This window comes from Paenibacillus pasadenensis DSM 19293 (assembly GCF_000422485.1).
Classification (GTDB): Bacteria; Bacillota; Bacilli; order Paenibacillales; family Paenibacillaceae; genus Paenibacillus_O; species Paenibacillus_O pasadenensis.
In genome coordinates this window covers 783-12,870 of sequence record NZ_KE383858.1, presented here as the reverse complement: position 1 = coordinate 12,870, position 12,088 = coordinate 783, and the positions used below count along the sequence as shown (strand labels likewise).

8 protein-coding genes are annotated in these 12,088 nt (G+C 65.2%); 4 read left to right on the top strand and 4 right to left on the bottom strand.

Annotated features, from left to right (window positions below):
- Window positions 1-283 precede the first annotated feature (283 nt).
- The 4 genes from H582_RS29205 to H582_RS0122905 are packed head-to-tail and all read left to right on the top strand — an operon-like array spanning window position 284 to window position 4,387.
- Complete coding sequence (locus tag H582_RS29205; RefSeq protein ID WP_084137555.1) at window positions 284-1,825, top strand: spore germination protein; 1,542 nt, start codon at window positions 284-286, stop codon at window positions 1,823-1,825.
- Between the two features lie 15 nt (window positions 1,826-1,840).
- Complete coding sequence (locus H582_RS0122915; RefSeq protein ID WP_028600403.1) at window positions 1,841-3,034, top strand: Ger(x)C family spore germination protein; 1,194 nt, start codon at window positions 1,841-1,843, stop codon at window positions 3,032-3,034.
- 13 nt (window positions 3,035-3,047) lie between these two features.
- Window positions 3,048-3,260, top strand: a complete 213-nt coding sequence (locus H582_RS32505; RefSeq protein ID WP_028600402.1) for a hypothetical protein — start codon at window positions 3,048-3,050, stop codon at window positions 3,258-3,260.
- Window positions 3,257-4,387, top strand: a complete 1,131-nt coding sequence (locus H582_RS0122905) for a GerAB/ArcD/ProY family transporter (RefSeq protein ID WP_028600401.1) — start codon at window positions 3,257-3,259, stop codon at window positions 4,385-4,387. The genes H582_RS32505 and H582_RS0122905 overlap by 4 nt, the downstream gene beginning before the upstream one ends.
- Window positions 4,388-5,400: 1,013 nt before the next feature.
- On the opposite strand, the gene H582_RS0122900 is transcribed toward H582_RS0122905, so the two are convergent.
- From H582_RS0122900 to H582_RS0122885, 4 genes are all read right to left on the bottom strand, one after another.
- Window positions 5,401-7,476 (bottom strand): beta-galactosidase, encoded by a 2,076-nt coding sequence (locus tag H582_RS0122900; RefSeq protein ID WP_028600400.1) that lies wholly within the window; start codon window positions 7,474-7,476, stop codon window positions 5,401-5,403.
- A gap of 225 nt (window positions 7,477-7,701) precedes the next feature.
- The gene (locus H582_RS0122895) at window positions 7,702-9,282 is read right to left on the bottom strand and encodes a DUF3502 domain-containing protein (RefSeq protein WP_028600399.1); all 1,581 of its coding nucleotides are present in this window, start codon (window positions 9,280-9,282) and stop codon (window positions 7,702-7,704) included.
- 33 nt (window positions 9,283-9,315) lie between these two features.
- Window positions 9,316-10,182, bottom strand: coding sequence for a carbohydrate ABC transporter permease (locus H582_RS0122890; RefSeq protein ID WP_052333593.1), 867 nt, complete (start codon window positions 10,180-10,182; stop codon window positions 9,316-9,318).
- An 84-nt stretch (window positions 10,183-10,266) separates the two neighbouring features.
- Complete coding sequence (locus H582_RS0122885) at window positions 10,267-11,187, bottom strand: ABC transporter permease (protein ID WP_028600397.1); 921 nt, start codon at window positions 11,185-11,187, stop codon at window positions 10,267-10,269.
- Between the last annotated feature and the right edge of the window lie 901 nt (window positions 11,188-12,088).

The window sequence follows — 12,088 nt, the reverse complement described above, 5'->3', positions numbered from 1 at the left end:
CTCGGTTTTTCCGCGCATCTCCCCCGCCGGGACGCTCGTCCGAGCCCCGCTGCTGAGCCGCCCGCCCCGGTGGAGGCGAACTAGGGCCCTGGAAGCCCCGAAACGCCTCGCCGCAACGCGCCTAGTCAGACACGGCCGCTCCCAGCATCCCTTTTGGCGGCGGCTCGAACGGTCCGGGCCGCTGCCGGATTTTGGATAATGGCCCTCGCGGCTGGGCACACTTCTCACAGACCAGGCCGCAACGCTGCCTGGACGGAAACGCGTAAAAAGGCGGCGGTCATGGATGAAACCGACATTCAGCTGGGAAGGCACGGAGCCGGGCATGCTGCAGCCGCTGCCGCTCGATCCCGATGCCGGCCGGCTGCTCGAGACGATCCGCCAGGACATGGGCGGGAGCGGCGATCTCGTCATCCGACGGTTCGGCGATCCCGCCGCTCCGTCGCCTCCCGCCGCGCTCGTCTACATCGACGGCATATCCGATGAGGAGACGGCCGACCGCTACATCTCCGACGTGCTGCAGGCGGCCGGAGCGGAGGAGGACGGGCTCGCCCCTCCGGCAGCGGCCGTCGCTTCCGCCGCGCTGCGGCTGCTCGGCACGATCGGCAGCGGCGATCCGGTCCCCGACATGGCGGCGCTTTATGAGCGGCTGCTGAGCGGCAGCGCGATTCTCGTGCTGGACGGCAGCGAGCTCGCCTTTGCGGCTTCCAATGCGAAGTGGAAGAGCCGCGAAATCGCCGAGTCGCCCAACCAGACCGCGATCCGCGGTCCGCGGGAGAGCTTCACGGAGACGATGCGGGTCAACACGGCGCTGCTGCGGCGCAAGATCAAGGACCCTCGCCTGTGGATGGAGTCGATGCAGCTCGGGCGCATGACCAAGACCGAGGTATGCCTCATCTACATCCAGGGGCTGGCCAAGCCTTCGGTCGTGGAAGAGGCCCGCTCCCGGCTGCAGGCGATCGATATCGACGGCGTGCTGGACAGCGGCTACGTGGAAGAGCTGATCGCGGACGACCGGCGCTCTTTTTTTCCTACGATAAAAAACACCGAGCTCCCCGACAGCGTCGCGGGCGAGCTGATGGAAGGCAAGATCGCCATCCTCGTGGACGGCTCGCCGGACGCGTTGATCGCGCCGGCCCCGTTCTTCACGTTCATGCAGTCGGCGGAGGACTACTATCAGGCCGCGCTTTACTCCAGCCTGCTGCGGATGCTGCGCCTGCTCGGCCTGTTCATCGCGCTGCTGCTGCCGTCGATCTACATCGCGATTACGACGTTCCACCGCGACATGCTGCCGTTCACGCTGTTGTTCAGCCTGATGGCGCAGCGCGAGGGCGTTCCTTTTCCCGCCTTCGTCGAGGCGCTCGTCATGGAGATCACGTTCGAGATCCTGCGCGAGGCGGGGCTGCGCATGCCGCGGCCGATCGGCCAGGCCGTGTCGGTCGTCGGCACGCTTGTCATCGGGCAGGCGGCGGTCGATGCGGGCATCGTCTCGGCCGCGATGGTCATCGTCGTCTCGGTGACGGCGATCGCGACCTTCACGCTTCCCTCGTACAGCATCTCGATCCCGATCCGCATGCTGCGCTTCGCGTTCATGGCCGTCGCCGCGTCGTTCGGGCTGTACGGCATCATCCTGGCGCTGCTGCTGCTGCTGCTTCATCTCTCCTCGCTGAAGACGTTCGGCGAAAGCTACATGTCCCCGATCGCGCCGCTGCGCACGCGCGGGCTGGCCGATACGCTGGCGCGGGCGCCGCGCTGGACGGGCTTCCTGCAGCCGATGCTGTCCCGCCGCGCCGGCGCGAGGCGGTACCGGGACCGCCGCCACGATTAAGGAGCGTGATTTTCCGTGCGGAAACGAATGCGAATCTGCCTCGTGCTGTCCTGCCTGCTGCTGCTGAGCGGCTGCTGGAGCCGGCGCGAGCTCAACGACCTGCTCGTCGTGCTGGGCATGGGCATCGATTGGGTTGACGGGCAATACCTCGTGTCGTTCCAGGTCGTCAATCCGAGCGAGATCTCTTCCAAAACCAAAGGCGCGAGCCGGGCTCCCGGCACGCTGTACCAGGGGCGCGGCAATACGATCTTCGAGGCGGCGCGCTCCTTGACGACGCAAGCGCCCCGCCTCATGTACCTCGGCCATCTGCAGCTGTTCGTGCTGAGCGAGGAGATCGCGCGCCGCGGCGTCGCCAGCGTCATCGACAGCCCTTTGCGGGACAACGAGGCGCGCATGGACTACAACGTCGTCATCGCGCGCGGCGCTACGGCCGCGGAAATCCTCGACCTGTATACGCCGCTCGAGCGGCTGCCTACTTACAGCATGCAGCAGTCGCTGCGCACGTCGGAGCGCTCCTGGGCGCCTACGGTGGCGGTCACGATGAGCGACATGATCAACAAGCTGTCGGACGACGGCCAGCAGCTCGTGCTGACCGGCATCGAGATCGAGGGCAGCCGCAAGCAGGCAGGCAGGCCCTCCAACCTGACCGGATTCCGGCCGGCCGCCTCCTACAACTACCGCGGCATCGGCGCCTTCAAGGGCGACAAGCTGATCGGCTGGCTGAACGAAAAGGAGAGCAAGGGCTTCACCGATCTGACCGACAACCTGGACAGCACCTCGATCGAGCTGCCCTGCTCGCCGACCGGCTATACCGGCATCGAGGTGACGTCGTCCGTCACGCGCCTCATGCCGCGATTGCGGGACGGCAAGCCCGAGTTCCTCGTCAAGATCTGGGCGCAGGGCGACGTCGTCGAAAATGCCTGCTCGATGGTGGACTTCAACCGCGACGCGACGTTCGTCGATTTGGAAAAGCGGTCGGAGAACATCGTGCGCAGCAATGCGGAAGCCGCGATCCGCTGGGCCAAGAGGCACGAGACGGACGTGCTCGGCTTCGGCAGCGCGCTCGCCAAGAAGCATCCGGCTTACTGGGAGCGGGCGAGGGACGATGGGAACAGCAGCGGCTTCTCCCAGGCCGCCATTGTCTTCGATATCGACGTCGTCATCCGCAAGACCGGCACGATCGGCAATTCCGTGAAGCCGAAAGAATAGGAGGAACGCGAATATGTACGCCCTGCTGACCGGATGCTTTTGGCTTGCGGCCGCCGCGGCCCTGGACCGGCGCGAGCTGCTGCGGCGCGGCCGCAAAAAGGAGCTCGTCCTGGCCGCAGCCATCGGCCTCGCCGGACTGCTGCTTTTCGCGGCGCACGGCCTGCACGTTCCGCTTCCCAATCCGCTCGATCTGACAAGCCTGTTCCGCGGGGGGAAGACCGGATGAAGCCGATCGGCAACGGACGCATCTCCGCGCGCCAGTTCAAGATCATGATCGTGTTCAGCCTGATCGGCGACTCGATCCTCATCCTGCCCAACCTGATGGGCAACATCTCCCATCAGGACGCCTGGCTGTCTCAGCTGGCGGCAATCGCATGCGGCATGGCGCTCGCCTGGGCGTATGCCGCCCTGCTCGGCCGTCTCGGCCGCCTCAGCTTCGTCGGAGCCTGGACGGCGCTGCTCGGACGCATCGCGGGCAGCGCGCTCGGGCTCGTCTATGCGTACGGGTTTTACGCCATGGTGCTGGCGCTGCTGGCCGAGATCAGCCTGTTCATGCGCGCGCAGATGATGCGCGAGACGCCGGCAGAGGCGATCATGCTCGCTTTCCTGATCGTCATCGCAGCGGGCCTGCGGTACGGCATCGAGACGTTCGCGCGGACGAGCGAGCTGCTGTACCCGATCTTCATCGCCATGTTCCTGTTCCTGTCATTGTGCCTGCTGCCGCAGATCAAGGCGGATCAGCTGCTGCCGATCGCCGGAGCGGGCATGCCGCAGATCGCCGAGGGCTCTTTTCTCTCCTTCGCCTACGGCTTCCTGGAGTCGGCGGTGCTGCTCATGCTGACGCCTTACCTGGAGGATGACCGGAAAGCGGCGCGCTCCGCCATATTCAAGGGCTTCCTGACAGGCGGGCTCATGCTGTTCCTCATCCTGCTGCTCTGCGTGCTGGTGCTCGGGCCGAGCATGATGGAGCTCAAGCATTATCCGACGTTCCAGCTCGCCCAGCGCATCGAGATCGGTCGGTTCCTCGAACGGCTGGAAGCCCTCCTGACCTTTCTCTGGATCGTCACCGTGTTCTACAAGGCGCTGCTCTACAGCTTTTCGCTGCAAAAAACGATAAGCGAGATCGCGCGGCTGCAGGACGACCGCATCCTCGCCATGCCGCTCTGCCTGCTGATGCTGGCGGGAGGCATGATCAGCGTGCCGAACATCGCCGCCTATAACGAGCTGATCAAGGCGCAGTTTCCGTACTACGACCTCATCCTCTACCTCGGCGGGCCGCTGCTGCTCCTGCTGCTGCTCGCCATCCCGGCGGCGCGGCGGCGATTGGAAGCCCGGCAGCCGAGGGCGGGGTGAGTCTGGGGCAGGGTGAGTCGGGTAAGCGCGGCGGGAACGGGCGGGCGAGGGAATGAGCGCACAGGCAGCGAGGCGGGGCAGGAGCGGGGTGAGACGGGGTCCAGGGGCGGAGGCGCCCCCTTTGCCAGCCATGCGGACTCGCACGACAGCCAGACCGTCAGCACGAAGAGCCGCCGCGCAAGCATACCTCGCGCTGGCCTCGACTCGAACGTTGGGCTGGCGCTAACTCGATAAAATCGACTTAACCCGCTCCGAATCGGGCGTGCGGCTGCATTAGCTCGATAAAATCGACTTAACGGGACTGGGCTCGGATCGGAGGGAGCAGAAAACGAAAAAAAGCGTTCCAATCCACATGCAACGTGGATTGGAGCGCTTCTTTAGTTTGACTGCTGACGGGATGCGCCAATTCGAGGGTCTGACTCATTCTAACGACGGCTGAGACGCTTAGAAGGCATGATTGAGCCTGTTCGAAAATTTAACGACGAATCAGACGCTAAGAACTGCGAAATCCTCGGTTCACAGCTTATTCAGGGGCCATTTTCTTCGCTAAGCGCTTCACGCGTCGCTAGATTTTAGAGGGGGATGAAATCTGCGCTTTAACAAGCTGATTCGTCGTTAGCCAGCCGTGAGGTCGCGGGCTCCGCAGCAGAAGCGGAATACGCCTGGTCTGCTAACTCTAACCCCGGCTGGCCACCTCGCTCGCATGATGCTCGCCCAGCTCGTCTACGCACCGGCTCCGCAGCCACCCGCCTGCCTGTGCTCCGCCGTTCGCCGCCTGCTCCGCCCGCCTACCCACCAGCTCTGCCCGCCTGCCTCCGCACCTGCCTCCGCACCTGCCTCCGCACCAGCTCCGCCCGCCTGCCTGCGCTCCGCCGCCTGCTCCGCTCGCCGCTGCTCCCGCCTGCCTCCGCACCGCTTCGCACCTCCGGCTCCGCGCACACCGCGCCGCGCCCGCCTCCACGCCAGCTCCGCGCGCCCCCGCCTGCCCGCGCTCTGCGCCCGGCTCCGCGGCGCTAGCGGCGCGCGGCGCGCTTCAGCAGCGCCGCGCCATGCGCCGGCAGCGCCAGCTCGGCGCCGGCCGGCTCGCCGGACTCGAAGCGGACGAGTCCGCTCTCGCCGAGCCGCACCTGCGCCGCCGCGCCGGAGAAGTTGAGCACGAACACGTAGTCGTGCTCCCCGTCGCTGCGCAGCTGCGCGGTCACGCCCGGCGGCAGCTCCGCCTCCAGCGCGCGCGCCACGCCCGCCTCGCGGACGAGCGCGCCGTACCACGCCCCGTAGAACGCCTCATCGGCCACGCGCGCGGCCAAGTAGTGCACCCGGCCCTCGCCGAAGGCGTGGACCGTCAGCGCCGGCCGCCCGGCGTAGAAGTCTTCGCCGTACTCGCCGACGACGTCCGCGCCTTCGGCGTGGATCAGCTCGCAGATCTCGTGGATCCGCCAGCTGCCACTCAGGCCGAGCGGATTGCCCTCGCGCAGCACGAGGCGGTTCTCCTCGCCGTCGTGCAAGCCCTCGATCTCCTCGGCCCAGACGCCCGCCGCCTTCCGCAGCGGTCCGGGGAAGCCGTCCAGCCGGCACAGGTCATGCTCGTCGACGACGCCGCTCCAGTACGTCATCGCGACCGTGCCGCCGCCGCGCACGAACGCCTCGATGCGCTCGCCGGCGTCCTGCCGCAGCAGGTACGTCATCGGCAGGATCAACAGCTTGTAGCCGTCCAGCGGATCGGCGGAGCCGATGACGTCGACCGGCACGCCCATTTCCCACAGCGCCTTGTAATGCTGCACGACCGTCTGCTCGTAGCGCAGGCCGCCGTTGCGCGGTCCCTGCGCGTCGTTCACCGCCCAGCGGTTGTCCCAGTCGAAGACGATCGCCGTCTCCGCCGGCACGCCCGTGCCGACGAGCTCCGTCAGCCCGGCCAGCTCGCGGCCGAGCTCGGCCACGTCCTGGAACACGCGCGTATGCTCATGCCCGACATGGTCGACGACCGCGCCGTGGAACTTCTCGCTCGAGCCGCGGCTCTTGCGCCACTGGAAATACTGCACCGAGTCGGAGCCGTGCGCCACCGCCTGCAGCGTGCTGAGGCGATGCATGCCCGGACGCTTGAGCTTGCTGACCGGCTGCCAGTTCGTCAGGCTCGGCGTGCTTTCCATGAGCAGGAACGGCTGCTGCTTGAGCGAGCGGAACAGGTCGTGGTTGAACGCGAACCAGGCGGCCGTGCCGGCGTCGCTCGCCTGCGAATGCCACATCGGGTAGGCGTCCCAGCTGACGACGTCGATGACCTTGGCGAGCTCGCGGTAGTCGAGGTCGTAGAACAGGTCCATCAGGTTCGTCGTCGCCGGCAGCTCCGGATTGGCCGCCTTCAGCGGCGCGATCTCGGCGCGGCAGAAGTCCGCCGTCTGATGCGTCACGAAGCGGCGCCAGTCGAGGTTGTGGCCATGCACCATCGTCTCGCCGTGCGGCGCCGGGGACTCGACCTGCTCCCACGACGTGTACGTATGGCTCCAGAACGTCGCCCACCAGGCGGCGTTCAGCGCGTCCAGCGAGCCGTAGCGCTCCTTGAGCCACGCCCGGAACGCGTCCTGGCAATAGCCGCAGTGGCATTCGCCGCCGTACTCGTTGGAGATATGCCAGCCGAGCACCGCCGGATGATGCGCGTAGCGCTCCGCCAGCTTGGCGTTCATGAGGCGCGTCTTCTCGCGGTACGCCGGCGACGTGTAGCAGTGGTTGTGGCGCATGCCGTGCAGGTTGCGCACGCGGTTCGCCCCGACGCGCAGCACCTCGGGGTACTTCTCCGACATCCAGGCCGGACGCGCGCCGCTCGGCGTCGCCAGCCAGGCGTAGATGCCGTTTTCGGCGAACGTGTCCAGCAGCCGGTCCATCCAGCCGAACTCGAAGCGCCCTTCCTCCGGCTCCAGCGCCGCCCAGGCGAAGATGCCGACGGACATGACGTTGCAGCCGGCGAGCTTCATGAGGCGGATGTCCTCCTCCAGGACGGCGGGATCATGCTGCCACTGGTCCGGGTTGTAATCCGCTCCGTGCATCATGACGGGCAGCTTCGGGCTGACCGGGGGGAATTTGAGTTTTTTTGCCATAGTAGCCTCTCCTCTCGGTTGAAAAGCCGCGAGCCGCCCCCGCGAGGGGACGGCTGCAGCTGGACGGACGACGGTCGCGGGCTCCTGCAGCCCTGCCGATGAATGAAATCGCGGGACGGCGCTGCCGCCAGCTCCTGCGCCTTGCCGCGGGGACGGCGCTGTGGCCTAGCTCTGTCGCCTTTCCTCAAGGCCAGGAGCCGGGCGGCATGGCCCCCGCTCGTTTCCTTACTTCTGGGCCGCGAGGAACGCGTCCACCTGCGCCTGCATCTCGGCCTGCACCTTGTCGATGCCGGCGGCCTTGAGCTGCTTGATCAGGTCGGCGTGGCCTTTGTCGATGTCCTTGATGAGGCCGTATTCCAGCGGAATCGCGTAGCGCGTCATGACGTTGCCGATGTTGGCGACCTCCGCCTTGACCTTCTCGCCGTTGAACACGAACGTCTCCAGCGGGAAGTGGTAGATCTTGGACTGCCAGCTGTTGAAGATGTCGTCCGCTTCCTTCGGATAGGACGCGTCCTTGCGGTTGAGCGGCGAGTTCCAGCCCCAGTTGGAGAAGCCGGTGTAGTTGCCTGCGGCCGGTCCGGCCGTATACTTGTCGTCACCCTCCGGCACGTAGTTCTCGCCGGCGATACCGTACATCGTCAGGTCGTGGATCTCCTTGTCGTTCTGCAGCAGGTCGATCAGCATGAGCGCGCGCTCCGGATTTTTGCTCGTCGCGTGGACCGCCATGCCGTTCTGCGTGGAGATGGCGGCGATCTTCTTGCCGTCCGGCGTAATGTCGGCGATGGCGACCTCGAGCGACGGGTTGTCGCGGCGCATCTCGGCCAGGTTGGCGCCGGCGGTGCCGAGGTTCTGGGCGGCATAGGAAGCGACCTTGCCGGCCTTGATGTCCTGCCAGACGTCGTTTTTGTTGCTGACGACGTTTTTGCTCCAGACGCCGCTGTCCGCCAGATCCTTGTAGTACACGAGCAGATCCTTGAACTCCTGGGTGTCGTAGATGTTGAAAATCTGGCCCGTCGCGTCGTCCATCTTGTAGGCGAGCGGCAGCGTCGTGTCGACGAGGTTCCAGTCGTTGTGCTGCTCCAGCGTCGCCTGGTCCATCTCATGCCATTTCCAGCCGTCGCCGGCCTTCGCGCCGTAAGGGATGATGCCCTTCTCGTTCGCCGCAATCGCTTTCAAATACTGGGCGTACGTGTCGAGGCTGTTGATCTCCGGCAGATTGTGCTTCTTGCGCAGGTCCTCGCGGTACAGGACGACCTTGTCGTTGACCTCGACGTTGTTGTTCGGCACCATGTACAGCTTGCCGTCCACCTTGGCCTGGTCCCACGATACGGCCGGCATGCTCTCCATCGTCTGCGGCGCGTACTTCTTCAGCATATCCTCGGTCAGCTCCAGGAAGCCGCCCTTCAGCGCCTGGTCGTTGTAGTACGCCCAGTTCGCCGTGTACACGAGGTCGAAGTCCTCGTTCGCCGCGAACTTGAGCGGGTACTTCTGGTTCCAGTCGGACCAGTCGAGGAACTCGACGTCGACCGTCGCGTTGATCTTCTCCTTGAGCTTGGCGTTCAGCTCGCCGAACACCTTGTCGTAGTCGACCGGCTTGCCGCCGACGAGGATCATCTTGAGCTTGACCTCCTGCGACGTGTCGACCGCGCCGGACGACTCGCCCGCCGCTGCGGACGGAGCCGGCGAGGCGGTCGGAGCCGCGGACGGCTCGGCATTGCCGCCGCCGCTGCAGGCGGAGAGGATGGCGGTCAGCGACAGCGCGGCTGCCAGCGGAAGCAGGGTTGCTTTTTTCGTTTTCATTTTCATGGAATGTTCCCCCTATATGAGTATAAGAAAGGACTAGCCCTTCACGGACCCGATCGTCAGGCCTTGCACGAAGTAGCGCTGGATGAACGGATAGGCCAGCAGGATCGGCCCGATCGCGGTGACGGTCATCGCCATCTTGAGGCTCTCCGTCGGGATGCTGAGGCTCACGACCGCGCCGGAGCTGATGAGCGCCTTGCGCATGCCGTCCATGTTGCCGAGCATCTTGTACAGGTAGTACTGGAGCGGCATCAGGTTGTCGTTCGAGACGAACAGCAGCGCGTTGTACCAGTCGTTCCAGTAGCCGAGCGCCAGGAACAGTCCGATCGTGGCGAGCGCCGGCTTGGCGAGCGGCAGGATGAGCTGCCAGTAGATCCGGAAGTCGTCCGCGCCGTCCATCTTGGCCGACTCGACGATCGCCTCCGGGATGCCGCTCATGAACGACTTCATGACGATGATGTAGAACACGTTGAGCAGCATCGGCAGCACGAGCACGATGAACGTGTCCTTGAGCTGCAGGTAGTTGACGATGAGCAGGTACCACGGGACGAGCCCGCCGCTGAACAGCGTCGTGAAGAAGAAGAAGAACGAGAACGAGTTGCGCCAGCGGAAGTCCTTGCGGGACAGCACGTACGCCGTCATCGACGTCAGGAACAGTCCGGCGAAGGTGCCGAGCGCCGTCACGCCGATCGTGACGCCGTAAGCCCTCAGGATCTGCTCCGGGTACTGGAACAGCAGCGAGTACGCCTCGGTGGAGAACTCCGTCGGCAGCAGCTGGAAGCCGTGCTCGATGATCGAGCTCTCGCTCGTCAGCGAGGAGGACAGCACGAGCAGGAACGGCACGAAGCAGTACAGCGCGAGCAGCGCCAGCACGGCGTAGCCGATGATGCGGAACAGCAGCATGTCCCGGCGGACCGCCTTGCTGCGGACCGCATCGGATGCGGCCGCAATCGCAGCTTGGTTTTTCATGTCGGATGGACCTCCTTTCTAGAACAGCGCCCGGTCCTTGTCGTAGCGGCGGACCGCCCAGTTGGCGACGAGGATCGTGACGAAGCCGAGGATCGACTGGTAGAAGCCGGCCGCGGCCGACATGCCGATGTCGTTGTTCGCCGTCAGCGCGCGGAACACGTACGTGTCGATGACGTCGGTCGTCGAGAACAGGATGCCGTTGGTGCCGACCATGTTGTAGAACATCCCGAAGTCGCCGCGGAAGATGTTGCCGATGGCGAGCAGCATGAGGATGATGAGCGTCGGCATCAGGTTCGGGATCGTGATGTGGATGATGCGCTGGAAAATGTTCGCGCCGTCGATCTCCGCCGCCTCGTACATCTCGCGGTCAAGGCCGGTGATCGCGGCCAGGTACATGACCGTGCCGTAGCCGAGCGCTTTCCACGCCGAGATGAGGACCAGCAGCAGCGGCCAGTAGGCGGCCGTGTTGTACACGTCGATCGGCTCCATCCCGAGCCAGCCGAGCACGGAGTTCAGCATGCCGTAGTCGTAGTTGAACAGGTTGTAGGCGATCGCCCCGACGACGACCCACGAGATGAAGTACGGCAGGAACAGCATCGTTTGGAAAATCTTGCGGAAGAACGGCCGCGCCGCCTCGAACAGCAGGATCGCCGCCGCGATCTGCAGCACGTTGTTCACGATGATGAACGCGATATTGTACAGCGCCGTGTTGCGGGTGACCCGCCAGGCGTCCCCGGATTCAAAGAAGAACCGGAAGTTGTCGAGTCCGTTCCACGGACTGCCGAAAATGCCTCCGTTGTAATTGAACTGCTTGAACGCGAGCACGATCCCGGCCATCGGGATGTAGGCGAACAGCAGGAAGAACAGAACGGCCGGCAGCAGCATGAGCAGGAGGACGCGGTACTTGCTGACGTCCGACCAAAAGCCGCCTCGGTTCATGAGCCCCTCTCCTCTCGGTGTTGCGGTCTAGTCTGGCTTACGGTCCCATTATAGGTCCGCAGGCCCGCTTTTCGACATTGGGAGGAGCAACAATAACCGATACTTTTTCAACGGGAGGGCGAAAGGGACGGGAGCGGGCGGCAGAGCGGTGCGGCAGCGCGGGCGGAGCCGGCAGCGCGGGCAGCGCGGCAGTGCGGGCAGTGCGGGCAGCGCGGCAGCGCGGGCAGCGCGGGCAGCGCGGGCAGCGCGGGCAGCGCGAGCAGCGCGGTGCGGGCAGCGCGGTGCGGGCAGCGCGCAAAGCGGGCAGCGCGCAGAGCGGGCAGCGCGCGAGCGGACAGAGCGGCAGAGCGGACAGAGCGGCAGAGCGGGCAGCGCGGTGCGGGCAGCGCGGTGGAGCGGGAAGCGCGGTGGAGCGGGCAGCGAAACCGGCATCCGCTTCGCAGAGCGGGGACTCGTTCCGATCTCCCTGGAGCCCAGATTCCTTTGATCCCATTTTCCAAAACGGAAGGAATCCGGCCTCCAAGGGAACCGCTGCCGCTTCTCCACGAGCCCCCGTCCGCTTCGCTCTCTGGTTTCGACGATAGGCTCGCTGCCTTCGCTCATCACCGGCTAGCCCTATCACCGATACAATCGGTTAGAAGCTGATGCCGAACCCGCCCCCGCTTCGCTTCGTAGAGACTCGTTCCGATCTCCATGTAACCAGGATTTCTTGATCGCATTCTCCGGAACCCTCGAAAGCTTCTATAACGAACTGAACCCCCGGGAAAATTGGGTTCTAGCTGCCCGCAAGCTCGTCTCTCTGCCCTAACCCGAATAAATCGGGTTGCAGCGGCTCACTAGCCCGGCTTTCAGGCTCCAACCCGAATAAATCGGGTTGCAGCGGCTCGCCAGCCCGGCTTTC

Excerpts from the sequence above, each read along its gene's own strand:
- H582_RS29205 (WP_084137555.1), top strand. The coding sequence starts at position 284 with ATGAAACCGACATTCAGCTGGGAAGGCACGGAGCCGGGCATGCTGCAG.
- H582_RS32505 (WP_028600402.1), top strand. The coding sequence starts at position 3,048 with ATGTACGCCCTGCTGACCGGATGCTTTTGGCTTGCGGCCGCCGCGGCC.
- H582_RS0122905 (WP_028600401.1), top strand. The coding sequence starts at position 3,257 with ATGAAGCCGATCGGCAACGGACGCATCTCCGCGCGCCAGTTCAAGATC.
- H582_RS0122900 (WP_028600400.1), bottom strand. The coding sequence starts at position 7,476 with ATGGCAAAAAAACTCAAATTCCCCCCGGTCAGCCCGAAGCTGCCCGTC.
- H582_RS0122895 (WP_028600399.1), bottom strand. The coding sequence starts at position 9,282 with ATGAAAATGAAAACGAAAAAAGCAACCCTGCTTCCGCTGGCAGCCGCG.
- H582_RS0122890 (WP_052333593.1), bottom strand. The coding sequence starts at position 10,182 with ATGCTGCTGTTCCGCATCATCGGCTACGCCGTGCTGGCGCTGCTCGCG.
- H582_RS0122885 (WP_028600397.1), bottom strand. The coding sequence starts at position 11,187 with ATGAACCGAGGCGGCTTTTGGTCGGACGTCAGCAAGTACCGCGTCCTC.